Below are 26563 nucleotides of genomic sequence, written 5' to 3' on the forward strand. Positions count from 1 at the left end.
TGAGGCCTTGTCTGTTTTTACCCTTGCTGGCTGTCGCTTGTCTACCCGGCTTGGGTCTGCACTTGGGCCTGGTTTTGGGCTTTCGGCGCGGGAGCCGGTCGCCAGAGCGGGGCACTGTTGCCTTGCGGAGGATAGCGTACTCCCACTTCCCAGCCGCAGGCGTCCTGCTTCTGAGGGAAGCTCCAGGCCAGCGTGGGTTCCGTCAACGGCCCGCGCCACTGGCCGAGCAGCTCGGCGCAGCGGTTGCCGTTGAGGATCCCCAGATCCAGCTGCCACTGCTCGTTGACCAGATCGATCCCCCCTTGCAGCGCCAGCAGATGGGTGATGGTGGAGGCGCCAGCCTGCTCGACTTGTAGTTGCCCCTTGTCGATCTTGCCCTGCAGCTTGATGCGGTAGAAGGGGGTGTCACCCTCCTGCATCGCCTGCCACAGCTGTTCCGGCGTCAGGGTGGGCGGGGTCGCGCCCTTGAACCACTCATCCAGCAGCGGATCTATCTTTACCTTGTCCCAGAACGGCTCGTCGGCATCGAGGGCAAAGCTCCCCTGCAGGCTCTGGCGCCACTCGCCCGCCGTTTTGCCATGTTCGGCTTGCAGATCGGCGCTCACGTCCGCCTTGCCGGCAAAGGAGACCGGGGAGTGGAATATCTTGCCCCACTGCACCAGGTCCAGCTTGGTCGCCTGCAGTTGCAGGCGGCTGCTCTGGCCCGGCTCGCGGCCCCACTGGCCACTCAGGCTGAAGGTGCCCTCATCCGGCAGCGAGCTGGTGAGTTTGCCCAGTTGCCAGGAGCTGGGGGTCAGCTCCCCATCCAGCTCGCCGTTACGGGCGCTGAGGCCATCCCACACCAGCTCGAACCATTTGCTCTCGATACGGGCGCGGCCGAGCAGCGGGCCGGGTTGGTTATCGCGCAGGGCGAGATCGCTCAGATAGAGCTGCCAGCCGGTCAGCGACAGGGGCAGGGTATCGTCGAAGGAGAGCACCTTGAGCTTGTCGAACGCCAGCTTGCGGATATCCACCTGCTGCGGGCGCCAGCTCTGCCAATCCTGCCACCAACCCTGCGGCAGGCTGATATCCATGCCGCTGAGCGCCACGTCTTTCAGGGTCAGCTTCTGCTGCTGGCTATCGAGGGAGAGCTCGACATTGAACTCCCCTTCATAGGCCTTGCCCTGCAGTTCGCCGTCGATCTGCTGGGGCGAGAAGGCGAGCTTGCCCTTGATCTCCTCCAGCTGGAACAGGCCGCGCCCCATGTCCCCCAGGGTGCCGCTCAGATAGCCGGTGGGCTGGTTGCCCGCCTGCCAGTTGAAGGCGGTGAGCTGGCCGCTGAAGTTGTTGAAGGAGAGCTCTTGATTGATGTCGTTGAGGCTGACGTCGTCCAACTGACCGCGATCCAGCGACACGCTTTGCAACGGGAAGCGCTGCGGGAAGCCTTGTTGTGTCAGGTCCCCCAGCTCGACCCGCAGGCCGCGCGCCTTGAGGTCGTGCAGTTGCAGGGTGCGGGCGGGCCAGTCCAGCACCATGCCGGTCTCCAGCAGACCGTCGAACAGGTTGGTCACCAGCTTGTCGGTACGCAGCACTTCACCCTCCAGCCGTCCTTGCAGGTTGAGGCGGGCGAAGGTGAATTGCGGGGTCTCCAGCTGGCCGATATTGAGGCTCAGGTTGGCCTGTGGCTGCCGTTTCGGATCGATCAGCTCCCAGTCGCTCAGGGTGGCATTGAGGCCGCGCAGGGTCAGCTCGGGGCTCTCCAGACTGAGCCGGTCTATGGTGCTGTCACTGATGGTGAGGGAGTGCACCGGCAGGCTTGGCAGCTGGTTGGGCAGCGGCAGCTTGATGGCGGGACGAATGAGATCGAGATGGGCGATGCGCACGTCGCGGCTCAGCCAGTCGATGCTCTCGATCTCCAGATAGATCTTGTCGAGGGAGACCGCATCGCCGTAGCGTACCTGCTCTGCCAGCAGGGTGTAGGGGTGAAGTGGGTTGAATACCAGTCGCCCTATGGTGACCGGCACGCCGGTCTGCTGGCTGATCCAGCTGGTGATGGGGCCTTTGGCGCGCTCGGCGTCGAACAGGCCGAGGGCAACCCAGACAAATAGCAGCAGGAAGGCGAAGGTGTAGAGCAGGCCGCGTAGCCAGGAATTCATGGGTGCTTTCCTCCTGTTTTGGGATTGGTTGTCAGGCGTTTGAGTAGTGGTCTCGCAGACCGAGCCAGCGCCGTATCAAGGGTTCGACATGGCTTGGGTGCCTATCCATGAGGAAGCGCGCCATTTTTTGCACCTGCGGAATAAGCGGCTGATCCCGCACCAGATCAGCGATCTTGAGATCGGCCAGACCTGTCTGGCGGGTGCCGAGCAGTTCCCCCGGGCCGCGCAGTTCCAGATCGCGCTGGGCGATGAGGAAGCCGTCGTTGGTCTCCCGCAGCACCCCGAGCCGGCTCTGGGCCGTCTTGGACAAGGGGGCATGATAGAGCAGCACGCAGTGAGAGGCCACCGCCCCCCGGCCAACCCGGCCGCGCAGCTGGTGCAGCTGCGCCAGCCCGAGCCGTTCCGGGTTCTCGATGATCATCAGGCTGGCGTTGGGCACATCCACCCCCACCTCGATGACGGTGGTGGCGACCAGCAGTTGCAGTATGCCTGCCTTGAACTCCTCCATCACCCGCTGTTTCTCCACCGGCCGCATCCGGCCGTGCACCAGCCCGATATGCAGACCGGGCAACAGGTTCTGCAGCTCGGCGGCGGTATCCTCGGCGGCCTGACACTCCAGCACCTCCGACTCCTCGATCAGGGTGCAGACCCAGTAAGCCTGCTTGCCCTCGGTGCAGGCGAGCTTGACCCGCTCGATCACATCGCCGCGACGGCTGTTGGGCAGCGCGACCGTGGTGATGGGGGTTCGGCCCGGCGGCAGCTCGTCGATGACCGAGGTGTCGAGGTCGGCATAGGCGGTCATCGCCAGGGTGCGGGGGATCGGGGTAGCGGTCATGATGAGCTGATGGGGATGCACCCCTTCTCGCTCCCCTTTCTCGCGCAGGGCGAGGCGCTGATGCACCCCGAATCTGTGCTGTTCATCGATGATGACCAGCGCCAGACGCTGGAACACCACCTGCTCCTGAAAGATGGCGTGGGTGCCCACCACCATTTTGACGCTACCATCGGCGATGGCGGCCAGCGACTCTTCCCGCGCCTTGCCTTTCTGTTTGCCCGCCAGCCAGCCGACTCCGATGCCGAGCGGCTCCAGCCACTTGGCGAAGTTGATGGTGTGTTGTTCGGCCAGCAGCTCGGTCGGCGCCATCAAGCCCACCTGACAGCCGTTGCCGATAGCCTGCAGGGCAGCCAGCGCCGCGACCAGGGTCTTGCCGGAGCCCACATCCCCCTGCACCAGCCGCATCATGGGGTGGCTCTGTTGCAGATCCTTGCTTATCTCCGCTACTACCCTGCTCTGGGCGCCGGTGGGTTTGAACGGCAGAGCGCCGAGCAGTTGTTCAACCAGCTCGGGCGCCGGTTTGAGAGCGCGAGCCAGCTGGGTTTGTGCCTGAGCACGCACCTTGAGTACCGAGAGGTTGTGCGCCAGCAGCTCCTCCAGTACCAGTCGCTGCTGGGCCGGATGTTGGCCGCTTTCCAGCAGCGGCAGCGCCACCGAGGGAGGCGGGCGATGCAGCAGCTTCAGGGCGGCGGCCAGTTCAATCTGATGGGGATAGAGTCCGGCGGGCAGCAGCTCCTCCACGCCGTAGAGGTCGAGCTGGGCCAGCGCCTGATCGGTGAGATTGCGCAGGGTGAGCTGGCGCAGCCCTTCGGTAGTCGGGTAGACGGGGGTGAGCGCCTCTTCGGTCTGACCAGCTTGCTCCTCACCGAGCAGCTTGTACTCGGGGTGGGCCATCTCCAGCCCGTATTTGCCGGGGCGCACCTCGCCAAAGCAGCGGATCAGACGGCCCGTCGCCAGACTGTTTTTCTGGGCGGCGGTGAAGTTGAAGAAGCGCAGGGTGAGGGTGCCGGTACCATCGCTGATGCGACAGACCATCATGCGGCGGCGCCCCATCACCAGCTGAGTGTCCTGGATTTCGCCCTCGACTGCGCCGTGAAGGCCGGGCGGCAGATCGCCGATGGGCCACACCTGGGTGCGGTCCTCGTAGCGCAGGGGGAGGTGGAACAGCAGGTCCTGTACCGTGGCCAGCCCCAGCCGCTCGAGCTTCTCCAGCATCTTGCTGCCGACACCCTTGAGGCTATCGAGAGGAATTTTATCCAATTTCATCAATTAGATGCCCGAAAACACTGTAAATATGTCCAGATGATAGGGGTTGTTGTGGGGCCGATGCAAGCCGAGTTGCTGCTGGCTGGGCCGTCAAGGCGGGGGAAACGGCGGATATAACAAAGGCCTGCCGAAAACGGGAGGCCTTTGTGCGGCTGCCAACAGGCAAGGTGCGGGCGTATGGCGCCCAAGGTCAGATGATGCGTTTGAGCAGCAGGTGGGCCTTGACCCGGTGGATCCGTCCCAGCAGCTTGCGCACCTGTTCCGGGTAGTCCTGAATCTGCTCCACCTGATCGAAGTGGCTGATCCGCTTGGTGTTGGTCAGGATGTTCTCCCGCTCCGCGTTGAACTGGGGACGCAGCAGGTGGCGACGATCGTGCACCAGCAGGCCATTCTCCAGATCCAGCGCCCAGGCGCGGGGGTTGAGGTTGTTGCCGGTGAGCAGGGCCCACTCGTCATCCACGAAGATCCCCTTGAGATGGTAGGAGTTGCGCTCGCAACACCAGAGCATCAGGTTGAGGCGACCGTCGTCGATGTGGCGCTGGTTGCGCTCGGCAAACTTGCGCAGGTTGGTTTCGTAGAGATAGGGCAGGCCACCGATGGTGGAGAACTTCTCTTCCGGCGGAATGAAGAAGTCGTTGGCGGTCTTGTCGCCCACTACGATGGTCACTTTGCAACCGCGCTGCAGCAGATCCTCGATATCCTTGCTCAACTCCTTGGGCGGGTTGAAGTAAGGGGTGCAGATGAAGATCTCCCGCTCGGTGGCGCGCACCAGATTGCGGATCATCAGGTTGAGCTGATTGTTGCGCTTGCCCAGACCCACCATGGGGGTGACGGCCACCTCCTGGGTGTTGACCGGCATGGTGCTGAAGCGGTACTGGCTCTGGCGCAGGTTCTGCTTAAAGCGGCGGATCGGCCCCTTCAACTGTTTGGCGCTGGGGATATCGCTGTGATCCAGCCGCTGTACCGCGTCGCTCTTCACGAACAGGTCATCCACATAGTTGACCATGCTGCGGGCCAGCTCCGGGCTGGTGATCTGGTGATAGCGATCGAAGCGGTAGCGATCCTGCTGATGCAGGTAGATGTCGTTGAGGCTGGCGCCGGAGTAGAGCACCACATCATCAAAGATGAAACCCTTGAGGTGGAGCACGCCGAGCAGCTCGCGCCCCTTGACCGGCACGCCGTAGATTTCGAGCTGGTGCTCGTGTTCGGCAGCCATGGCCTGATACATCAGGTGGTTGCCGCCCTGCTTGCCTTTGCCGATCAGGCCGCGCTGGGCACGGTGGAAGTCGACGAACAGCTTGATGTCGAGGGCCGGATTGCGCTGCTTGGCGGCGTAGAGGGCGGAGAGGATCTCCCGGCCTGCTTCGTCATCCTGCAGATAGAGCGCGACCAGATAGATGCGCCGGGTGGCACTGGCGATAAGCGCAAGAATGCGGCGTTTGAAATCCTGGGCGCTGTAGAGCACTTCAAACTGATCCGCTGCGACGGCGATCTGGGGCAGGCGCGCCAGCAGTTGTCGATAATGGGCCGATGAATGCATAGATAAACCTGAAATCACGGGGTTAAGCGTTCCACTCGGAGCGATGAATAGGCGATTCTAGCAATCTCGCCCTCTCAGCCAAAGAAAGAATCATCAGAAAGATGAAAAAGGCCTCACGAGTGAGGCCTTTTTGTCAGCATTTCGCCCTTGTCAGAGGAAGCTGTAGATGATCATCGCCATCACGCCGCCGGTGGTGCCGATGATGGTCTCCATCACGGTCCAGGTCTGCAGGGTCTGCTTCTCGGTCAGGCCGAGGTAGCGGTTGGCCAGCCAGAAACCGGAGTCGTTGACGTGGGAGAGCACTATGGCACCGCCGCCGATGGCGATGGTGACGGCCGCCAGCTGGGCACCGTTGAGGCCGAGGGGTTCCAGCATCGGCAGCACCAGACCACAGGCGGTCAGCATGGCGACGGTGGCAGAACCCTGAATCACCCGTACCGCAGCGGCCAGAATGAAGGCCAGTGCGACGATAGGCAGACCGGAGTCGGCCAGCATGTTGCCCAGAGCTGCGCCCACACCGGAATCAACCAGCACCTGCTTGAACACGCCACCGGCACCGGTCACCAGGATGATGACACCGGCGGGCTGGATGGCGCTGTTGCAGACGCTCATCACCTCGTCACGGGACATGCCGCGGCGAATACCCAGCAGGTAGAAGGCGGCCAGACAGGCGACCATGATGGCAGTGAAGGGGTGACCGATGAACTCCAGCCAGTTGTGCAGGGTGGAGCCCGCCTCGACGAAACGACCGACGATGGTCTTGAGGCCGATCAGCAGCAGTGGCAAACCGATGAGACCCATGGCCAGCCCGAAGGAGGGCAGGGATTTGCTGTCATCGTGGACGCTGTTCTGGGCATCGGCAGGCAGCGGCACATCGACGATCTTGCTGATGAAGTCACCGAACAGCGGGCCCGCCAGGATCAGCGCCGGTACGGCGGCGATCAGGCCGAACAGGATCATGTAGCCGAAGTCGGCACCCAGCTGGGATGCCACCAGGATCGGGCCCGGCGCCGGAATAAGGAACGCCTGACAGGTGGCGATACCCGCCAGCAGGGCGATACCGATCTTCACCACGCTGCCGCCGCCACGACGGACGATGGCGAAGGCGACGCCGATCAGCAGCACCACGGCCACGTCAAAGAACAGCGGCAGGGCGCAGACAAAGCCGGTCAGTGCCATGGCCCAGTTGGCGCGCTTTACGCCGAACTTGCCGAGCAGGGTGTGAGCCACCCGGTCGAGGGCACCGGTCACTTCCATCACCTTGCCGAACATGGCGCCCAGCGCCACCACTACCGCGACGAAACCGAGGGTGCCACCCATCCCTTTCTGGATGGTGTTGGCGATGTCGGCCGGGTTCATGCCAGCGGCAAGGCCCGCCACCATGGAGACCAGGATCAGGGCTACCACGGCGTGGAGCCGGGCCTTCATCACCAGGAAGAGCAGCAGCACAATCGAGCCGGCGGCTGTCATGATCAGGGAGAGGTCAGACATTGTTATGCGTTCCTTTTTCCAAGTTCAGTCGTGACACCTTGCCGATCCGTCGGCAAACCATATCTTTATGATTTATTTAGATTTATGGCAAGGGCTCAACATCATATGCCCAGGTGACTATGGGTTTGCTCAGTCTGTGGCAGACTTCACATTTTCAATCGTTACCGGTAACATGTTACCGGTAACGTGTTAGATTAGAACCCATCAACAGCTGGTTTTTTGAAAAGTGGGACAGAGGTCAAATTATGGCGGGTAAGTGCATTATCGTGATGGGTGTGTGTGGTAGCGGCAAATCCAGCGTGGGTCTGAAAGTGGCCGAAGCGCTGGGCGCCAAGTTCATCGATGGTGATGACCTGCACCCCAAGGCCAACATCCAGAAGATGGCTGGCGGCAACCCCCTCAACGATGAGGATCGTGCTCCCTGGCTGGAGCGGATCCGCGACGCCGCCTACAGTCTCGAGCAGAAGAACGAGACCGGCATCATTGTCTGTTCCGCCCTCAAAAAGAAGTACCGCGACCAGATCCGCGAAGGCAACGAGTCGGTCAGCTTCATCTTTCTCGATGGCAGCCAGCCGCTGATCCTCGAGCGGATGCGTGCCCGCAAGGGCCATTTCATGCGTGAAAGCATGGTACAAAGTCAGTTCGATACTCTGGAGCGCCCGGATGGCGAAGCCGGTGTATTCCACATCGATATCGACGGCACCTTCGAACAGGTGGTTGACCGCGCCGTCACAGCATTGGAGCAAGCCCAATGATTCATCAGGTAATTTCCGACGTCACCGCCCGCATCCGCGAGCGCAGTGTCGCCCGTCGTCAGGCATTTCTGGCCCGCATCCAGCGTCAGGCAGAGCAGGGCAAGACCCGCGCCGCCCTGGCCTGCGGCAACCTGGCCCACGCCGTGGCCGCCTGCAGCAGTGACGAGAAGGGTCGCATTCTCGATATGACCCGCGCCAACGTCGGCATCGTCACCGCCTACAACGATATGCTGAGCGCCCATCAGCCCTATCAGGGCTATCCGGATCAGATCAAGGCGGTACTGGCCGAGCTGGGCCACAGTGCCCAGGTCGCCGGCGGCGTGCCCGCCATGTGCGACGGCGTGACCCAGGGTCAGCCGGGGATGGACATGTCCCTCTTCTCCCGCGACCTGATCGCCCAGGCGACCGCGCTGTCGCTCTCTCACAACACTTTCGATGCTACCTTGCTGCTCGGCATCTGCGACAAGATAGCTCCGGGTCAGATCATGGGGGCCCTCTCCCACGCTCACCTGCCGACGGCATTTGTTCCTGCTGGCCCGATGGCGAGCGGCATCAGCAATGACGAGAAAGTGAAGGTGCGTCAGAAGTACGCCGCCGGTGAAGTGGGCCGTGATGCCCTGCTGGAGATGGAGTGCGGCGCCTACCACGCGGCAGGCACCTGTACCTTCTACGGCACCGCCAACACCAACCAGCTGGTGTTCGAGGCCATGGGCCTGATGCTGCCGGGCTCCGCTTTTGTGCACCCGCATAGCGAGCTGCGTCGCGCCCTGACCGTCGAAGCGGCCCGCCGTATTAGCGCAATGATCCCGGGTTCCCCGGCCTATCGCCCGCTGAGCGAGGTGCTGGACGAGCGCTCGCTGGTCAACGGTCTGGTGGCCCTGCTCGCCTCTGGCGGCAGCACCAACCACAGCATCCACATGGTGGCGCTGGCCCGCGCGGCCGGTCTGGTACTGACCTGGGATGACATCAGCGATCTCTCCGACGTGGTGCCGCTGCTGGTTCGCATGTACCCGAACGGCCCGGCCGACGTCAACGCCTTCGAACAGGCAGGCGGCGTGCCCGGCCTGATGCGCCGTCTGGCGCAAGAGGGGCTGATCCACATGGACGCCACTCCGGTCTTTGGCGAGATGCAGGATTACCTCAGCCGCCCGGCACTGGTCGATGGCCAGCTGGTATGGCAGCCGGTGGGCGAGAGCGGCGATGCGAGCGTGCTTTCACCTTCCGGCAGCGTGTTCCAGGCCACTGGCGGCACCAAGCTGCTGGCGGGCAATCTGGGTCGTGCCGTGGTCAAGGTCTCAGCTGTGGCTCCCGAGTATCGGGTGATTGAAGCGCCGGCGCGGGTCTTCTCCTCCCAGCATGCGGTGGAAGCGGCCTACAAGGCGGGCGATCTCAATCAGGACGCCGTGATCGTGGTGCGCCACAATGGCCCGGCCGCCAACGGCATGCCGGAGCTGCACAAGCTGATGCCGGTGCTCGGCAACCTGCAGAAGGCGGGTTACAAGGTGGCGCTGGTCACCGATGGCCGCCTCTCCGGTGCCTCCGGCAAGATCCCGGCCGCCATCCACGTCACCCCGGAAGCGCTGCACGGCGGGGCCATCGGCCTGCTTGCTGACGGCGACCTGCTGCGGGTTGACGCGGTAAACGGCAGCCTCGATTGCCTGACCGATTTGAGTGGCCGTACCCAGGCCGAGATTGACCTCACTCTGGAACAAGAGGGGTGGGGCCGTGAACTGTTCAGCGTGATGCGTCGCGCGGTATCGAGCGCCGAGTGTGGCGCTACCATCTTTGACTAAGGAAGAGCTATGCAGAACTGGAAAGTGACCCCGGCCGAGGTGTTTGCCGCCTCCCCGCTGGTACCCGTGATGGTGATCAACGAGCTGGATCAGGCCTTGCCGATGGCCAAGGCGCTGCTGGACGGCGGCATCTCCGTCTTCGAAATTACCCTGCGCACCCCGGTGGCGCTCGATGCCATCGCCCTCATCGCCAAGGCGATGCCGGATGCCATGGTCGGTGCCGGTACCGTGCTCAACTGCGAGCAGTTTGATGCCGCCGTCGCCGCCGGTGCCCGCTTCGTCATCTCCCCGGGGATGACCCCGGCCCTGCTGGCCCACGCGGCCAAGAGCACTGCACCGCTGATCCCGGGCGTGGCGACTCCGTCTGAAGTGATGCAGGCGCTGGAAGCGGGCTATGACCACCTGAAGTTCTTCCCGGCCGAAGCGAACGGCGGCACCAAGGCGCTCTCCGCCATTGCCGCGCCGCTGCCCCAGGTGAAGTTCTGCCCGACCGGCGGCATCGGCCCGAAAAACGTGGCCGACTATCTGGCACTCAAGTGCGTGGCCACCGTCGGCGGCTCCTGGATGTTGCCGGCCGATGCGGTCAAGAGCGGCAACTGGGAAGAGGTGACCCGCCTCTCCCGCGAAGCGGTTGAGTTGGTAAAACGCTAAGCCTCAGTTGTGCAGAAAACCAAACAGGCCACCCTCGGGTGGCCTGTTTGCTATCAGCGTGACTTAAGTGGGTGAGGGAAGGGATTACCCCAGACTCTCCCCGACATAGAGGGAGAAGCCGATATCTTTGCGGGTATCGGGTTGGGATTGGCCGTTGAGACGCGCCAGCAGCATGGTGGCCGCCTCCCGACCGATCGCTTCCCGCGGGGTGGCGATACTGGCCAGTTTGGGGGTCATGGCGTGGCCGATGTCGAGGGCGTTGCAACCGGCGATGGCGATCTGCTGGGGCACCGGGATCCACTTGGCTTGACACTGCAGCAGGGCGCCCACCGCCAGGTCATCGTTGGTGCAGAACAGGCCGTCGAGGTCGGGATAGCGTACCAGCGCCTGATCCAGCAGCTCGCCCCCCAGAGTGAAGCTGGAGGATTGTTCGGTCAGCAGATGCTGGCCGGTGAGGCCGAAGTCGGTCATCGCCTGATAGTAACCCTCCATCCGCAGCTGGGTGCGCACGTCGAGCCGCGCCCCCAGATAGACCACCTTGCGTCGGCCCCGGCGCAGCATCTCTGTTACCATGGCCCGGGCTGCGGCTCTATGATCCATGCCGACCACCATGTCGATGGGGGTTTGCGGCAGGTCCATGGTCTCCACCACCGGAATGCCGGCGGTGGCGATCATCTTGCGGGTGCGTTCGGTGTGCTGGCTGTCGGAGAGGATCAGCCCATCCACGTGATAGGAGAGCAGGGACGCGACTTGCTCCTCCTCCCGCTCCGGACTGTAGCCGTAGTGGGCCAGCAGGGTCTGGTAACCGGCCGGTCGGGTCACCGACTCGATGCCATGGATCACCGCCGAGAAGACCTGGTTGGAGAGGGAGGGGATCAGGATGCCGATCGCCTTGCTGGTCGCGTTGGAGAGAATATCCGGCGCCCGGTTGGGGATATAACCCAGCTCTTCCACTACAGCTGCGATCCGCTCGCGGGTCCCCTCCGCTACGGTCTGCGGGTCGCGCAGATAGCGGCTGACAGTCATCTTGGTCACGCCGGTCTGGTCGGCGATATCTTGCAGGGTGGGGCGGCGCTTGCGGGTGGGGCTCATAGGGGTGTCCAGCGTGGATGTTACATGTAACATTACCGTTTTTGGCGGATAAAGTCAGCATATGAAGCCGTTTTTGCAGGAGTTTTCCGATGATCAGAGGCAAGCAGTTCGTGGATGTCCGGTTCGAGCAACAGGATGTGGAGGGGGAGCAGTTCTCGGAGTGCCGCTTTATCGGCTGCAACTTCTCCTGGCTGGATTTGAGCGATAGCCGCTTCATCGACTGCAGCTTCTACGATCGGGAGAGTGAACGGGGCTGCCTGTTGCAGGGTTGCGATCTGCGCGAGGCCAGCTTCCTGCGCTGCGATCTCACCATGGCCGATTGCAGCCGCAGCCAGTGTCTGGGGTTGGAGATGCGCGACTGTCAGGCGGTCGGTATCAACTTCAGCCATGCCAGCTTCGCCAACCAGATCACCGCGAAAAGCTACTTCTGCGAGGCCCATCTGACCGGCAACAACTTCAGCTACGCCAGCTTCGAGGGTTGCCTGCTGGAGAAGTGCGAGCTGACCGGCAACCGTTGGCAGGGGGCCAACCTGTTTGGTGCCTCGCTGGCGGGTTCCGATCTTAGCGGCTCTGAGTTTGGCCAGATTGACTGGACCAGTTTCAAGCTGCAGGGCTGCGATCTGCGCCAGTGCGATCTGCCGGGGCTGGATCTGCGGCGGGTCGATCTGCAAGGGGTGCAGATCAACGAGGATCAGCAGCAGACCTTGCTGGAGCAGATCGGTCTGGTTGTCTTCCCCTGAGCCGAGCGAAAAATTAGGTAATTTTTCATCAAATGGGGCCGACAGTGGGGGGCGCTCCTGAAACGACAAAAGCCTGCGTGATGCAGACTTTTGCTAGTGAGCGTGTGATGGCTTGTCGGCCGGGTTAACTCAACCCTTGGCCAGCCATTTGGTCGGGTTGATCGCCTCGCCCTGATAGCGAATTTCGAAGTAGAGGCCCGGTCTGTCCTGACCGCCGCTGTCACCGACCAGTGCCACAGGTTCACCCTGTTCCACATTCTGGCCCACCTGACGCAGCAGCGACTGATTGTGACCGTAGAGGCTCATATAGCCCTTGCCGTGATCGATTACCAGCAGCATACCGAAGCCATCGAGCCAGTCGGCGTAAACCACTTGTCCCGGTGCGACCGCCTTGACCTGGGTTCCTTCGCTGGCGCCGATCAGGGTGCCTTTCCACTTGAGCTGGGCGGTGCGCGGTGAACCGTAGGAGATGAGGATCGGCCCCTGTACCGGCCAGCGCAGGCTGCCATTGGTCTTGAGCCCGCTGTAGTAACCTGCGGTCCCAATCCCAGAGCCTCGCTCCGGTTTGGTACTGGACATCTCTTCGACCGGTTCTGCCGGTTTGACGGTTTTGTTCTGCTGGGCGGCAAGTCGTTGTTGCTCGGCGCGGCGCTGCTCGGCCAGCTTGCGCTGACGCTCCTGTTCCGCTTTCAGCTTGGCCAGCCGCTCCCGTTCGGCCCGTTCGCGCCGTTCCTGCTCTTCCCGCTGGCGGCGCAGCTCCTCCAGCCGCGCTTTCAGCGCCTTCTCCGCCTTGACCAGCTTGGAGAGCTTCTGCTCGTCATCCTGTACCGACTGCTGCAACTGGTTGCGCACCTTGGCCCGGCTCTGCTGGCTGGCCAGCAGAGCCTGGTGATGCTCCTGCTGTTCGGCAAGCAGGGCTTGCAGCTTGCTTTCGGTCTCTTTGGTGGCCTGCTGGTTTTTCGCCAGCTTGTCACGGGTGGCTCGCAGGGCGTCGATGGCCTCGATGCGGGCCTTGTTGAGGTAGTCGTAGTAGTCGAGTGAGCGGCTCAGCTTGGCCGGATCCTGCTGATTGAGCAGCAGTTTGAGGTAGTCGTGGTTGCCCGCCTGAAAGGCGCTTTCCGCCTGCTTGGCCAGCAACTGCTTCTGATGTTTGGCTTGAACTTCCAGCGCCAGCTTGTCCTTTTGCAGGGTCGCCAGCTTCTGCTGGTTCTGCTTCAACTGCTGCCTGGTCTGGTTGAGTTTGGCGGCGGCGGCCGAGATGGCCTGCTCGTCAGCCTTGAGCTGGGTATTGAGCTTGGCAAGCTCCTGCTTGCTGAGCTTGATGGTCTTCTGTTGCTCTTTGATCTGGGACTGCATGGTCCCCAGCTGCTGATTGGCGGCCAAAGCCGGTTTGCTGGCGCCAAATGACAGGCAAAAAAACAGCGCGCCGGCCAACAGGCCGACGCGACTGGTTTTCTGTGAAATAACTTCGCATCCCCGCATGGGGAAGGATTATTTCAGAATCATCAGGGGCTTGCCAGTCATTTCCGGCGGCACCGGCAGACCCATCAGGGTCAGCATGGTGGGGGCCAGATCGGACAGTTTGCCACCTTCAACCACCTCGGCTTTGCGACCGAAATAGATGAGCGGAACCGGCAGATTGGTGTGGGCTGTGTGGGCCTGACCAGTCTCTTCGTCCAGCATCTTCTCGGCGTTGCCGTGGTCGGCAGTGATCAGGCACTCGCCACCCACTTCGGCCAAGGCGTCGGTGACGCGACCGATGCAGTGGTCAACGGCTTCACACGCTTTGACTGCAGCATCGAATACACCGGTGTGACCAACCATGTCGCCATTCGGGTAGTTACAGATGATGACGTCGTACTTGCCGCTCTTGATGGCCGCAACCAGCTTGTCGGTCAGCTCTTCGGAGCTCATCTCAGGCTGCAGGTCATAGGTCGCCACTTTCGGGCTGGCCACGATCTCGCGATCTTCGCCGGTGAAGCAGGACTCCTCGCCACCGTTGAAGAAGAAGGTGACGTGAGCATACTTCTCGGTTTCGGAGATGCGCAGCTGGGTCTTGCCCTGCTTGGCCAGCCACTCACCCAAGGTGTTGACCAGAGCGGTCGGCGGGTAGGCACAGGCAGTTTTGATGTCGGCCGCGTATTCGGTCAGCATCACGAAGTTCAGCTTAGGCTCGACTGCACGATCGAAGCCGGTGAAGTCGGTGTCAACGAAGGCGCGGGTGATTTCACGGGCGCGGTCGGCACGGAAGTTCATGAAAATCAGCGCATCACCATCTTCCATCGGTGCAGCTTCACCGATGCGGGTGGCTTTGACGAACTCGTCGTTCTCGTCGCGGGCATAGGCGGCAGCCAGCGCTTCGGTGGCGCTCTCGGCGGTGAACTCGCCCTTGCCCTGGGTCATCAGGTCATAGGCTTGCTGCACGCGATCCCAGCGGTTGTCACGGTCCATGGCGAAGTAACGACCGATCATGGAGGCGAAACGACCCTTGCCCAGCTTGGCGAAGAGGGCGTCGAACAGCTCGATGGAGGACTGGGCGGAGCGCGGCGGTACGTCACGACCATCCAGGAAGGCGTGGAAGTAGATCTTCTCGGCGCCACGTTTGGCGGCCATCTCGATCATGCCCATGATGTGCTCTTCGTGGCTGTGTACGCCACCCGGAGACATCAGACCCATGATGTGAACGGCTTTGCCGTTGTTCACGGCAGCGTCAACAGCCTTGGCCAGCTCGACGTTCTCGAAGAAGGGGCCGTCCTGAATATCTTTGGAGATGCGGGTCAGCTCCTGATAGACGATGCGACCGGCACCGATGTTGACGTGGCCAACTTCGGAGTTGCCCATCTGGCCATCCGGCAGACCAACGTCCAGACCGGAGCCTGAGATCAGGGTGCTGGTGTAGTCACGGGCCAGACGATCGAGGTTGGGAGTCTTGGCGGCAGCGACGGCGTTGTGCTCTTGCTTGGTGCTGTAGCCCCAACCGTCCATGATGACCAGAACCAAAGGTTTCTTAGCTGTTGACATAAGACTATGTCCTCTCGGATTGGAAAAAATGCGGGAAATGAAACTAGCGTAATATTACTACATCTGCCGAAATAGTCACCTGATAGCCAAGGGGCGCTCCTGCTGCCCCGCAAGCCACGCCCTTCCTGCCATGATCGATGCCCAATGAGGATGGGAGCCTGCTCGCGCTTTGCCGCCAAGATGGCTGATCTTATCAATACCCCCATGTATACTCGGGCCCTTGTCTTGGTCCCTGGATAGTAGAAGATGCAAGAGTATTTGGATTTTGCGGCCCGTAACCCGCTGCTGACCGCAGCCTGGTTGGGTCTGGCTGGCACCCTGGTTTACACCACTGTGCGTGCCCGTTTGTCCCCGGTAAAAACCGTCAACAACCACACCGCGACCCTGCTGATCAACCGCGAGAATGCCACCGTGGTGGATATTCGCAGTCAGGAAGAGTACGCCAAGGGCCATCTGGCCGGTGCCCAGCACCTGCCGCTGACCCAGATCCAGAGCAATAATCTGGGCCTGGTTGAAAAGCATAAAGATGCCCCCATCATAGTGGTGTGCGAGTCGGGAATGACTGCGGGCGGCGCGGGCCGTCAGCTGAGCAAAGCTGGCTTCAAGCAGGTTTATGTGCTCGGCGGTGGCATGGCCCAATGGCGTGCAGAAAATCTGCCGGTAACCAAGAAACGCTGATTTAAGCAGGGCCTGAGCCCACTTATCCACATAACAAGGAATCAAACGAAATGGCTGACGAGATCAACAACCAGGAAGTACAACCGGAATTCCACATCCAGCGTGTTTACACCAAGGATGTCTCTTTCGAAGCGCCGAACACCCCGCACATCTTCCAGAAAGAGTGGCAGCCGGACGTCAAGCTGGATATGGATACCAAGACCAACATCCTGGCTGAGAACGTCTACGAGGTTGTCCTGACCCTGACCGTGACTTGCAAACTGGAAACCGAAACTGCCTTCCTGTGCGAAGTACAGCAAGCCGGTATCTTCACCATCGGTAACCTGCCGGAGCCGCAACTGGCTCACTGCCTGGCTGCCTTCTGCCCGAACATCCTGTTCCCGTATGCCCGCGAAGCCGTGGCCAACATGGTGAGCAAGGGTTCCTTCCCGCAGCTGAACCTGGCACCGGTCAACTTCGATGCCCTGTTTGCCCAGCACATGGCGCAAGCACAGGCCCAGCAGGCGACTGCGGAAGCCTGATAATGGCTGACCAGATCGCTATCTCGGTCTTGGGGGCGGGGTCTTATGGCTCCGCCCTTGCCATTTCTCTGGCGCGCAACGGTCATCCGACCCTGCTGTGGGGTCACGACCCCACCCATGTCGCCGAGCTGGAACAAGACCGCTGCAACAAGGCATTTTTGCCTGATGTCCCTTTTCCTACTGATTTGCAGCTAACTGCGGATTTGCAACGTGCGGTACAAGCTGCCCCCGTGCTGCTGCTGGTCGTGCCAAGCCATGTATTTGGCGATGTGCTGACCCGGATCAAACCCTTCCTGCGCCCCGATACCCGTATCGCCTGGGCCACCAAGGGTCTGGAGCCGGACAGTGGCCGTCTGCTGCAGGATGTGGCTCGTGAAGTGCTGGGTGACGAGATACCGCTGGCGGTGATCTCCGGCCCCACCTTCGCCAAGGAGCTGGCTGCCGGTCTGCCGACCGCCATCTCGGTCGCTTCGACCCACGACGAGTTCGCCGACGATCTCTCCCACCTGCTGCACTGTGGCCGTTCGTTCCGGGTCTATACCAATCTGGACTTCGTCGGTCTACAGCTGGGTGGGGCGGTGAAGAACGTCATCGCCATCGGTGCCGGTCTCTCCGACGGGCTCGGGTTTGGCGCCAATGCCAGAACCGCGCTCATCACCCGGGGTCTGGTGGAGATGCAGCGTCTGGGTGCGGCGCTGGGTGCCGATGCCAAAACCTTTATGGGGATGGCGGGGCTCGGGGATCTGGTGCTCACCTGTACCGACAACCAGTCGCGCAACCGTCGCTTCGGGCTGGCCCTCGGGGCTGGCAAGGATGTGAACACCGCCATGACCGAGATCGGTCAGGTGGTGGAGGGGTATCGCAACACCAAAGAGGTGCATCTGCTGGCGGCCCGCTGCGGCGTCGAGATGCCCATCTGCGAGCAGATCTTCAAGGTGCTCTACGAGGGTAAGAACCCGAAAGAGGCGGCCATCGCCCTGCTGTCGCGAGACAAGAAGGACGAGTAATCTGCCGATTGCCCATGCAAAAGGCCCCGCCGGATGGCGGGGCCTTTTCTTTGCTGCAAGGGCTGCAAATCAGTAGTAGGAGTGGTCGCCGCGTTGGTGCTCGGTGGCGTCTTTCACGCCGTTGAGCTCACCCGGGAACTTCTCCAGCAGCTGCTTCTCGATCCCCTCTTTAAGGGTGTAATCGACCATGGAGCAACCGTTGCAACCACCACCAAACTGCAGGATGGCCAGTTTGTCTTCAGTCAGCTCGACCAGGGTGACCTTGCCACCGTGACCGGCCAGCATGGGGTTCACTTCGGACATCAACACGTACTCGATGCGCTCGATCAGCGGCGCGTCGTCGGCCACTTTACGCATCTTGGCGTTCGGTGCTTTCAGGGTGAGCTGGGAGCCCATCTGATCGGTCACGAAGTCGATGGTGGCATCCACCAGGAAGGGGGCGCTCAGGGGATCGACCATGCAGTCGAAGCCGCTGAAGGGCAGGTGTTGATCTTCCGGGTCCACGGCATCGGGCGGGCAATACGATACGCCACACTCGGCATTCTGGGTTCCCGGATTGACCACAAACACCCGGATATTGGTGCCATCAGGCTGTTTTTCCAGCAGTTTACGGAAATGGGCCTGGGCGGCGTCGGAAATGCTGATCATCACTATCCTCATAAACCTGAGTGTACGACTAGGGTATTCATGATAACGCGGTTATTAATGCTTGGGTAGCATGCCGATGGCTACTTGCTGTGCCGCAGGGTTCGACAGATTGCCCACACTTCTACCTTTGTGATGCCGCTCTCATGGAGCAAACGGCTGAGCTGCCCAGCGGTGGCGCCTGTGGTCACGACGTCATCGAGCAGGGCGACATGACGGTATTGGTGGGAGCGGATCCGGAATGCCCCGCGCAGATTGCGCCGCCGCTGCCCGGCGCTCAAGGTTGTTTGTTGCGGGGTCGCCTTGATGCGTTGCAACAGAGTGTTGTCGCAGGGAATGTCGGTGAACTCGCCAAGGGCTTGCGCGATCTCCTCCGCCTGGTTGAACCCACGCCGCCACTGCCGCCACCAGTGCAGGGGAACCGGAATGATCGCCTCCGGCGGCTCGTTGTCATCCAGATGATCGGCCAGGAGGCGTGCCAGGAGTGGCGCCAGCAGGATTTGGCCGGAATATTTGAGCCGGGGGATCAGCATGGGGTAGGGAGCCTGGTAGTCGCCGATCACCTGCAACCGCTCCCAGGGGGGAGGTCTGCGCTGGCAGCGGCCGCAGACCGGTATGCGTTCTTCTATATATTCAGTCAGCGGTGCGGCGCAGAGGCGGCATCTCGGCTGTGACTGGTGCAGCGCCTGCCGACACCAGCTGCAGAGCAGGGGCTCGTTGTCGCAAGGCTGATGACAGAGGAGGCAACTCCCTTGCCAGTCGCCGTGGTTGCCGAGCAGCGGGCTTGCTTTAGCGAGCAGTCGCTTTAACATGCTGACCCCAAGAGCATGAACAGGGATCTTGAGTCTAGATGAGCATATCGGTAGAGCAGTTTGGCCAGGGGGCCGATCTGGTGCTGTTGCACGGTTGGGGGATGAACGGTGCGGTCTGGCATGGCATTGCCCAACAGTTGGCGCCCCACTATCGGGTTCATCTGGTAGATTTGCCCGGTTTTGGCAACAGCCTGCTGGCAGACGAGGTGGATTACAGCCTGCCCTGGCTTGCCGAGCAGGTGGCTGCCATCTTGCCGCAGAAGTGTCATCTGCTTGGCTGGTCGCTCGGTGGTCTGGTGGCAAGCCAGTTGGCGCTGACGCATCCCGATCGGCTGCACTCCCTGATCACGGTAGCCAGCTCTCCCTGTTTCATGGCCCGCGATGAGTGGCCGGGGATCGCCCCCAAAGTACTGACCGGTTTCAACCAGATGCTGGCAGGGGATTTTCGCCAGACCATAGAGCGTTTTCTGGCGATCCAGGCCATGGGCAGTGAACACGCCCGGGACGATATCCGTCAGTTGCGCCACTGGCTGGCCGAGCGGCCGGCGCCCGCGTTTGCCGCACTCGAGGCTGGACTGACGCTGTTGGCCGAGATTGATCTGCGCGAACCGCTTCAGGAGCTGGATCTGCCCTGGTTGCGGATCTATGGGCGACTGGATTCATTGGTACCCAAGGCGGCCATTCCCCTGCTGGATGATCTCTACCCTGCCAGCCGCAGCGTGACTCTCAATAAGGCCTCACACGCACCTTTTATCTCCCACCCTGACGAATTCATTGAAATCGTTCGAGATTTTGTTGGCTAAAAAACAGCCTGCAAGCTTCATTAATCCTCTGGTCTGGCGGATAATTAAGCTGTGACCAGAGGAGTAACATCATGCGTATTGATTCTGCTTTCAACAGCGGGGTACAGGGATTTCAGCGAGCCGAGCAGATTGCCGACAAGGCATCCAATCAGATCGCCCGCCTCAACACCCCCAGCGGGGATCAGGTGCAAGTGACCGATGAGCTCGTCAATCTCAAGGTGGCCGAGCAGCAGGCTGGCGCTTCCGCCAAGGTAGTGCAGACTGCCAGCGATATGATGGGAACCCTGATCGACATCCGGGTGTGAGATGAACATCAATGTCAGTCTGCCTCCCCTTATCCCGACACAGCTGCAACCCCAGGTGGAAGCAGCGAGGACGGATAATCGCCGGGCAGAACTGATCCCGCAGGCCCGAGCGGGCCAAGCCTCCGTTGCCGAATCCGAAGTCGGCTCCCAGAAAGAGAAATCCAAAGCCGCTCAGGCCTCCAGCAATCAGACCTCCCAGAACAGCCGTGAAACCGGACAATTAGCGCCGACGACACTGCCAGACAATCGCTTTGTTGAGGCCACCGGTGAGGATGGGCAGCGCAAGCAGCAAGATCCCAAACAGCAGGAGCAGCAACAGCGGCAAGAGCAGCAGGTTCAGGATCTTGTCGAGCGTGACAAGGAGGTGCGTACTCACGAGCAGGCTCACCAGTCTGCGGGTGGAGAGTACGCCAGCTCGCCCACCTATCAGTTTACGCAAGGGCCGGATGGCAAGCGTTATGCTACGGGTGGCGAAGTCCAGATCGATACCAGTGTCGTACCCGGTGACCCTGCGGCTACCATCTCCAAGATGCAGCAGATCCGCTCTGCAGCGCTGGCGCCTGCCGAGCCTTCCGCGCAGGATTTGGCCGTTGCACGCAGCGCCGCCGCGAGTGAAGCCAAGGCGCGCAAAGAGCTGATGGCCGAGCAGAGCGCGAAATCGGGCGGTGTGCTGAGTGCCTATATGGACAAGCGCAACAGCGTCATCGCGAGCCACTATCAACAGGCTGTCAGCCCAGCCTCTACCCAGTCCCTCAGTCTGCATATCTGAATCACCCTCGCCAAACTTTCAGCTGCTTTGCCTGTTTTGCAACTAACCTGAAGATCAGGCCCATTCCAATTTCACAGGAGCTGTCATGCATTTCGATGAAGTCAAAGCGGAAGATTTCACCACCTTCTCCCGTGTACCGCCCCCCCACCTGCAGATGGAGCAGTTTCTGATGCAGCTCGGAGGAGGGGGAACTGAAGGAACCCATTTCAAGAAGAAAGTGATGCTGGCGGCTGGCTGGAGCCACACCGGCGTCGTCTCTTACGGCAAGTATCCGCAAGAGGCCTGCAAGGCATTCAACCGACTGCGGGAGGTGCTGGCCCAGCATGGAGAGCCCGAGAGCATTCTTGCTGCCCTGGCGCAGTAATCCTGAGCTTCGCGTGTAAAAAAGCCCCTTGTGGGGCTTTTTGCATTCAGAGGACTTCTGGAAGGTTTCGCTACTTTTTCGCTTTGGAGAGCGCTGCCGCGAAGGCGTTGCCCATGGCACCACCCATAGGGGGGCTTTGGCGCGGCTCATTTCTTGGTTTGGTGTTGCCAGCACAGCTGTTGCGCGCTTCAGCCGGCTTGCGGGCGGGCTGCCCTGCCTTTTCGTCGAGGCGCATGGTCAGGCTGATCCGCTTGCGCGGGGCGTCCACCTCCAGCACCTTGACCCGCACAATGTCGCCGGCCTTGACCACCTCACGGGGATCCTTGACGAAACGGTCGGTCAGGGAGGAGATGTGCACCAGCCCGTCCTGATGAACACCGATATCGACGAAGGCGCCGAAGTTGGTGACGTTGGTGACCACCCCTTCCAGCACCATCTCGGGCACCAGGTCGCTGATCTGCTCCACCCCTTCCTTGAAGGTCGCTGTTTTGAACTCGGGGCGCGGGTCGCGGCCCGGCTTGTCCAGCTCGCCGATGATGTCGGTGATGGTGGGCACGCCGAATTGCTCATCGGTGTAATCGGCCGGTTTCAGGCTGCGCAGCAGGCTGCTGTTGCCGAGCAGGCTCTCCACGGTCTGCTCCAGCTTGGCGAGGATCCGCTCCACGACCGGATAGGACTCGGGGTGTACAGCCGAGCTGTCGAGGGGATTGCTGCCGCCGCGAATGCGCAGGAAGCCGGCGCACTGTTCGAAGGCTTTTGGGCCGAGTCGGCTCACTTTCAGCAATTGCTGACGGCTCTTGAATGCGCCGTGCTCATCCCGGTAGGCGACGATGTTCTGGGCCAGCGTCTGGGAGAGGCCGGAAACCCGGTTGAGCAGGGCGACCGAGGCGGTATTCACATCCACACCGACCGCGTTCACGCAATCCTCGACCACGGCATCCAGCCGGCGGGCCAGCTGGCTCTGGCCGACGTCGTGCTGATACTGGCCCACCCCGATACTCTTGGGATCGATCTTGACCAGCTCGGCCAGCGGGTCTTGCAGGCGGCGGGCGATGGAGACGGCGCCACGGATCGAGACGTCGAGATCCGGGAACTCCTGAGAGGCAAGCTCGGAGGCGGAGTAGACAGAGGCCCCCGCTTCGCTCACCACTATCTTCTGCGCCTTGGCGGCGGGGTAGCGCTCGAACAGGTCGCTGACCAGCCGGTCGGTCTCCCGCGAAGCGGTACCGTTGCCGATGCTGATGAGCTCGACCTTGTGTTTCTGGCACAGCTCGCTCAGGGTCTTGAGGCTCTGATCAATCTGGCGTTTTGGTTCGAACGGATAGATGGTGGCGTGATCGACCAGTTTGCCGGTGGCATCCACCACGGCAACCTTGACCCCGGTGCGGATGCCCGGATCCAGCCCCATGGTGCAGCGCATGCCCGCTGGGGCCGCCATCAGCAGATCCTTGAGGTTCATGGCGAACACCTTGATCGCCTCCTCCTCTGCCGACTCGCGGATGCGACCGATCAGCTCGGTCTCCATTTGAAGCGACAACTTGATCTTCCAGGTCCAGCTCACTACCCCCTGCAGCCATTTGTCGGCCGGGCGGTTCTGCAGATTGAGCTTGAGGTGGTGGGCAATGATCCCTTCGCAGGGGCTGGCACTCTCGTCGTCACCGGTGACCAGCGCCAGATTGAGGATCCCCTCATTGCGGCCGCGCAGCATGGCCAGCACCCGGTGGGAGGGGGCCTTGTGCAGGGGTTCGTCGTGTTCGAAATAGTCCTTGAACTTGGCCCCTTCCTGCTCCTTGCCTGCCACCACGCGGGCGCGCAGGGTGGCATTTTGCCACAGGTAGTCGCGCAGCTTCTCCAGCAGGTCGGCCTGCTCGGCGAAGCGCTCCATCAGAATATAGCGGGCGCCGTCGAGGGCAGCCTTGCTGTCGGCAATGCCCTGTTCGGGATTGAGGAAGGTGGCTGCAGCTTGCTCGGGATCCTGCATCGGGTCGCTGAGCAGCAGGTTGGCCAGCGGCTCCAACCCGGCTTCGATCGCCATCTGCCCCTTGGTGCGGCGTTTGGGCTTGTAGGGGAGGTAGAGATCTTCCAGCCGGGTCTTGCTGTCGGCACCATTCAATTCGCGCATCAGCTCGGGGGTCAGCTTGCCCTGCTCTTCGATGGAGCGAATGATCACCTGACGGCGATCTTCCAGTTCACGCAGATAGCCGAGGCGGCTCTCTAGGGTGCGCAACTGGCTATCGTCCAGACCGCCGGTCACCTCTTTACGGTAACGGGCGATAAAGGGCACGGTCGAGCCTTCATCCAGCAGGCGCACTGCGGCCTGCACCTGCTCCGGGCGAGCATTGAGCTCACCGGCAATCTGTCTCTCTATGGTTTGCATCATGATGTTGTTGAGGGCCTCTGTGGTCGAGTCCGCGCCATCAGGCGCCAAGTGTGAGCACTATATGGGGTCGTGTTGCGGGATGCCACCCTGCGCCGGGGTCTGCACCCGTCAGACTGATAAGTCGCAGGGGAGAGCGCATATCTTGCCATTGCACCTGTGACTCAGGATGTGCCTGTGGCAAGCAGCTCACCAGTAGTCCGGCTATTTGGGGTAGCTGATCTCGTTGATATACCAGCAGACGTCACCAACTGGCGTACGGACGATGGCTTCATCACCGACCTCTTTCTTGAGCAGGGCGCGGGCCATGGGGGAGTCGATGGAGATGTAATCCTTGCGCTCGAAGATCTCGTCATAGCCGACGATGCGAAAGCGCTTGGTCTCGCCCTCTTCGTTTTCCACCTCGACCCAGGCACCGAAGAAGACTTTGCCCTCCTGCGCGGGGGCATAGTCGACGATCCCCAGCTCTTCGAGACATTTGCGCAGGTAACGCACCCGCCGATCGATCTCCCGCAGTCGCTTCTTGTTGTACTGGTAGTCGGCATTTTCGCTGCGATCCCCCAGGCTGGCGGCCCATGCCACCTTCCTGGTGACCTCGGGGCGCTCCTGACGCCAGAGGAAATCGAGCTCTTCTTTCAGCTTGTTGTAGCCTTCGCGGGTGATCAGCTTTGTCTTCATGGTGATGCGGACCTGGTCAAAGAGGGGTAATCATCGCTAACTGCTCGGGAATATTAGCTTTTGTCCTCCTTCTGTCGAGAGAAATTGCGCCAGCTTGGCGGGAGCCATTCAGCGGTACTGGTCTGGAGGAGGGCTTGACGGCCGTCACGCTCTGATCATGGGTAATAACCGGTAACATATTTATGCTTTTCTCCCGCGATATCCCCCCCTAGTATGGTGGGCAGCGAAAGAATGAAGAGGCAAAGCAATGAGTCAGCAGCAATACAAGGTCCTGGTCGTGGACGATGACCTGAAATTACGTTCCCTGTTGGAACGCTATCTCACCGAGCAGGGATTCGTGGTGCGCGGCGTGGCTAATGGCGAACAGGCCGATCGCCTGCTGACTCGTGAAAACTTCAGCCTGATGGTGCTCGATCTGATGTTGCCGGGGGAGGATGGGCTCTCCATCTGCCGTCGTCTGCGGGAAGCGGGCAACCAGATCCCGGTGCTGATGCTCACCGCCAAGGGGGATGAAGTGGATCGCATCGTCGGACTCGAAATGGGTGCCGATGACTATCTGCCCAAGCCATTTAATCCCCGTGAACTGCTGGCGCGGATCCGAGCTGTGCTGCGCCGACATACTGTCGAGTTGCCAGGGGCTCCCTCTGCTGCAGAGAAGGTGGTCAACTTCGGAGCCTTCCAACTCAATCTGGCTACCCGTGAGCTTAGCCGGGATGGCGAGCCGATGGCGCTCACCAGCGGTGAATTTGCGGTGCTCAAGGTACTGGTCAGCCATCCGCGCGAGCCGCTTTCCCGCGACAAGTTGATGAATCTGGCACGTGGCCGCGAATATACCGCCACCGAGCGCAGTATCGACGTACAGGTCTCTCGCCTGCGCCGCCTGCTGGAGCAGGACCCGGCCCAGCCCCGCTATCTACAGACCGTCTGGGGTCTGGGGTATGTGTTTGTACCAGATGGTGACGGTGCATGAAAAAGGTCGGCAGCATGTTCTCGCGCATGCTCTGGTTCCTGGCCGCCGTTCTGGTGGTCTATCAAGCGGTCTCCTATGTCACCTTCTACAACTATCTGCTGGCACCCACCGTCAAACAGATCAGTCACCTGCTGGCCAATCAGGTCAAGCTGATCTTTCCGGTCAATACCGAGCAGCTGGCGTTGAGTGAAGATGCCGAGGCGCTGGTCTATGTGACGACCGGTACCGACATCTATACCCAGAGCGAGGCGGTGCAGCATGGCTTCAACGATGCCAAGCCGTACCCCTATCTGGAGGAGAACATAAGCCGCGAACTGGGTGGCCCGGCCAAGGTGCGGGTCGAGATCCAGGATCACTACATCATCTGGATCCAGCCGCCACAGGCCAGCAAAATCTGGGTGCGGATCCCGCTGACCGAGATTGAAGATGACGATATCGAACCCCTCATCATCTATCTGAGCGTGCTGCTGGTGATCACCCTGTTTGCTGCCTGGCGCTTTGCACGCCAGTTGGTTCGTCCGCTCGAGGATCTCGAGGCTGGCGCGGTTGCCGTGGCCAGAGGACATTTCCCCGAGGCGCTGGGGGAGCTGGGGTCACGGGAGGTACGCCGTCTGACCCGCACCTTCAACCATATGTCCCACTCCATCAAGAGCCTGATCGAAGAGCGTAACCTGATGATGGCGGGGGTTTCCCATGACCTGCGAACCCCGCTGACCCGTATCCGGCTGGCTACCGAGATGATGTCCTCCGGTGACGAATATCTCAAGGAGAGCATCAACTCAGATATTGATGAGTCCAATGCCATCATCGATCAGTTCATCGATTACATCCGCCCGGATGAGGGGCAGGCTCCGGTACCTGTCGATCTGACCCAGCTGGTGCACGATACCCTATTGATCTATTCGGAGCAGGGGCTGGACGTCGATCTGGCGCTGCCACAAGAGGCAGTGCGGGTGGCCTGCAATCCGGTTAGTATCCGGCGGGTGTTGAACAACCTATCAAGCAACTCGCAGCGTTATGGGGCGAGCCGCTTGTATGCCGAGTTGAAGGACGACGGGCACTGGGTGCGCCTGCGCCTATCCGATGATGGCCCCGGTATTCCGGAGCAGGACTACTCCCGGGTGCTCAAGCCGTTTACTCAGGGGAATGTGGCGCGAACTGTTGGCGGCAGTGGCTTGGGGTTGGCCATCGTGGCCAAGATAGTCGCCCAGCACCACGGCACTATCCGGCTGGGAAGCTCGGATCTCGGCGGCCTGCTGGTCGAGATACGGCTGCCGAAACATCAGCCACAGGAGTGGATGGATTGAGAGAAGGG

General features: G+C 61.3%; 24 protein-coding genes. 13 read left to right on the forward strand and 11 right to left on the reverse strand.

Annotated features, from left to right (window positions below; all coding sequences use genetic code 11):
* Positions 1–41 precede the first annotated feature (41 nt).
* From G5182_RS15845 to gntU, 4 genes are all read right to left on the reverse strand, one after another.
* Positions 42–2135, reverse strand: coding sequence for an AsmA-like C-terminal region-containing protein (locus tag G5182_RS15845; RefSeq protein WP_421172439.1), 2094 nt, complete (start codon positions 2133–2135; stop codon positions 42–44).
* A 31-nt stretch (positions 2136–2166) separates the two neighbouring features.
* Positions 2167–4236 carry an ATP-dependent DNA helicase RecG gene (gene recG, locus G5182_RS15850; protein ID WP_421254527.1) on the reverse strand — a complete coding sequence of 690 codons (2070 nt, stop codon included), beginning with the start codon at positions 4234–4236 and terminating at the stop codon, positions 2167–2169.
* A gap of 190 nt (positions 4237–4426) precedes the next feature.
* Positions 4427–5776 (reverse strand): CDP-diacylglycerol--serine O-phosphatidyltransferase, encoded by a 1350-nt coding sequence (gene pssA, locus G5182_RS15855; protein ID WP_224969265.1) that lies wholly within the window; start codon positions 5774–5776, stop codon positions 4427–4429.
* 150 nt (positions 5777–5926) lie between these two features.
* A complete protein-coding gene (gntU, locus tag G5182_RS15860) occupies positions 5927–7267 on the reverse strand; it encodes a gluconate transporter (RefSeq protein ID WP_005355418.1) in 1341 nt (446 codons plus the stop codon).
* A 245-nt stretch (positions 7268–7512) separates the two neighbouring features.
* Here gntU and G5182_RS15865 point away from each other — a divergent pair, with 245 nt between their 5' ends.
* The 3 genes from G5182_RS15865 to G5182_RS15875 are packed head-to-tail and all read left to right on the forward strand — an operon-like array spanning position 7513 to position 10466.
* Positions 7513–8022 (forward strand): gluconokinase, encoded by a 510-nt coding sequence (locus G5182_RS15865; protein ID WP_005340649.1) that lies wholly within the window; start codon positions 7513–7515, stop codon positions 8020–8022.
* A complete protein-coding gene (gene edd, locus G5182_RS15870; protein WP_421254528.1) occupies positions 8019–9815 on the forward strand; it encodes a phosphogluconate dehydratase in 1797 nt (598 codons plus the stop codon). The genes G5182_RS15865 and edd overlap by 4 nt, the downstream gene beginning before the upstream one ends.
* 9 nt (positions 9816–9824) lie before the next feature.
* Positions 9825–10466 (forward strand): bifunctional 4-hydroxy-2-oxoglutarate aldolase/2-dehydro-3-deoxy-phosphogluconate aldolase, encoded by a 642-nt coding sequence (locus tag G5182_RS15875; RefSeq protein WP_005342660.1) that lies wholly within the window; start codon positions 9825–9827, stop codon positions 10464–10466.
* Positions 10467–10550: 84 nt separating this feature from the next.
* Here the strand turns inward: G5182_RS15875 and G5182_RS15880 are convergent, their stop codons facing one another.
* A complete protein-coding gene (locus tag G5182_RS15880) occupies positions 10551–11558 on the reverse strand; it encodes a substrate-binding domain-containing protein (RefSeq protein WP_076493932.1) in 1008 nt (335 codons plus the stop codon).
* A gap of 89 nt (positions 11559–11647) precedes the next feature.
* On the opposite strand from G5182_RS15880, the gene G5182_RS15885 reads away from it, so the two are divergent.
* Positions 11648–12298 (forward strand): Qnr family pentapeptide repeat protein, encoded by a 651-nt coding sequence (locus tag G5182_RS15885; RefSeq protein ID WP_005340643.1) that lies wholly within the window; start codon positions 11648–11650, stop codon positions 12296–12298.
* A gap of 129 nt (positions 12299–12427) precedes the next feature.
* On the opposite strand, the gene envC is transcribed toward G5182_RS15885, so the two are convergent.
* Both envC and gpmM read right to left on the reverse strand, forming a co-directional pair.
* Positions 12428–13780, reverse strand: a complete 1353-nt coding sequence (gene envC, locus G5182_RS15890; RefSeq protein WP_216952666.1) for a murein hydrolase activator EnvC — start codon at positions 13778–13780, stop codon at positions 12428–12430.
* A gap of 9 nt (positions 13781–13789) precedes the next feature.
* A complete protein-coding gene (gene gpmM, locus G5182_RS15895; protein ID WP_227341583.1) occupies positions 13790–15319 on the reverse strand; it encodes a 2,3-bisphosphoglycerate-independent phosphoglycerate mutase in 1530 nt (509 codons plus the stop codon).
* 246 nt (positions 15320–15565) lie between these two features.
* Between gpmM and G5182_RS15900 the strand changes: the two genes are divergently transcribed.
* Genes G5182_RS15900 through gpsA form a run of 3 tightly spaced genes read left to right on the forward strand, consistent with a single transcriptional unit; the run spans position 15566 to position 17525 of the window.
* On the forward strand, positions 15566–15997 hold the full coding sequence (locus tag G5182_RS15900) for a rhodanese-like domain-containing protein (RefSeq protein WP_227341582.1): 432 nt from the start codon (positions 15566–15568) through the stop codon (positions 15995–15997).
* 50 nt (positions 15998–16047) lie between these two features.
* The gene (secB, locus tag G5182_RS15905; RefSeq protein ID WP_005340639.1) at positions 16048–16518 is read left to right on the forward strand and encodes a protein-export chaperone SecB; all 471 of its coding nucleotides are present in this window, start codon (positions 16048–16050) and stop codon (positions 16516–16518) included.
* A gap of 2 nt (positions 16519–16520) precedes the next feature.
* Entirely contained in the window at positions 16521–17525 is a 1005-nt protein-coding gene (gene gpsA / locus G5182_RS15910; protein WP_227341581.1) for an NAD(P)H-dependent glycerol-3-phosphate dehydrogenase, read from the forward strand.
* A 69-nt stretch (positions 17526–17594) separates the two neighbouring features.
* Here gpsA and nfuA read toward each other — a convergent pair whose 3' ends face one another.
* Positions 17595–18173 (reverse strand): Fe-S biogenesis protein NfuA, encoded by a 579-nt coding sequence (gene nfuA, locus G5182_RS15915; protein ID WP_005340636.1) that lies wholly within the window; start codon positions 18171–18173, stop codon positions 17595–17597.
* An 80-nt stretch (positions 18174–18253) separates the two neighbouring features.
* Positions 18254–18982: a ComF family protein gene (locus G5182_RS15920; RefSeq protein WP_227341580.1), complete on the reverse strand. Its 729-nt coding sequence runs from the start codon at positions 18980–18982 to the stop codon at positions 18254–18256.
* Positions 18983–19020: 38 nt separating this feature from the next.
* Between G5182_RS15920 and bioH the strand changes: the two genes are divergently transcribed.
* The 4 genes from bioH (at position 19021) to G5182_RS15940 (ending at position 21223) form a co-directional block, all read left to right on the forward strand.
* Entirely contained in the window at positions 19021–19785 is a 765-nt protein-coding gene (gene bioH, locus G5182_RS15925; RefSeq protein WP_227341579.1) for a pimeloyl-ACP methyl ester esterase BioH, read from the forward strand.
* A 71-nt stretch (positions 19786–19856) separates the two neighbouring features.
* Positions 19857–20090 (forward strand): flagellar basal body rod C-terminal domain-containing protein, encoded by a 234-nt coding sequence (locus G5182_RS15930; RefSeq protein ID WP_005340632.1) that lies wholly within the window; start codon positions 19857–19859, stop codon positions 20088–20090.
* A 1-nt stretch (position 20091) separates the two neighbouring features.
* Positions 20092–20859 carry a putative metalloprotease CJM1_0395 family protein gene (locus G5182_RS15935; RefSeq protein ID WP_227341578.1) on the forward strand — a complete coding sequence of 256 codons (768 nt, stop codon included), beginning with the start codon at positions 20092–20094 and terminating at the stop codon, positions 20857–20859.
* Positions 20860–20944: 85 nt separating this feature from the next.
* On the forward strand, positions 20945–21223 hold the full coding sequence (locus tag G5182_RS15940; RefSeq protein ID WP_042059175.1) for a hypothetical protein: 279 nt from the start codon (positions 20945–20947) through the stop codon (positions 21221–21223).
* Between the two features lie 70 nt (positions 21224–21293).
* Here G5182_RS15940 and G5182_RS15945 read toward each other — a convergent pair whose 3' ends face one another.
* A complete protein-coding gene (locus tag G5182_RS15945; protein WP_374885142.1) occupies positions 21294–23603 on the reverse strand; it encodes a Tex family protein in 2310 nt (769 codons plus the stop codon).
* A gap of 201 nt (positions 23604–23804) precedes the next feature.
* Entirely contained in the window at positions 23805–24278 is a 474-nt protein-coding gene (gene greB / locus G5182_RS15950) for a transcription elongation factor GreB (RefSeq protein ID WP_005355349.1), read from the reverse strand.
* 247 nt (positions 24279–24525) lie between these two features.
* Between greB and ompR the strand changes: the two genes are divergently transcribed.
* Both ompR and envZ read left to right on the forward strand, forming a co-directional pair.
* Complete coding sequence (gene ompR, locus G5182_RS15955; RefSeq protein WP_005340625.1) at positions 24526–25248, forward strand: two-component system response regulator OmpR; 723 nt, start codon at positions 24526–24528, stop codon at positions 25246–25248.
* Positions 25245–26555, forward strand: coding sequence for a two-component system sensor histidine kinase EnvZ (envZ, locus tag G5182_RS15960; RefSeq protein ID WP_227341576.1), 1311 nt, complete (start codon positions 25245–25247; stop codon positions 26553–26555). Before ompR ends, envZ begins: the two co-directional genes overlap by 4 nt.
* The last annotated feature ends 8 nt before the right edge of the window (positions 26556–26563 follow it).

It is taken from the genome of Aeromonas sp. 600948 (assembly GCF_049174875.1).
Classification (GTDB): domain Bacteria; phylum Pseudomonadota; class Gammaproteobacteria; order Enterobacterales; family Aeromonadaceae; genus Aeromonas; species Aeromonas veronii_A.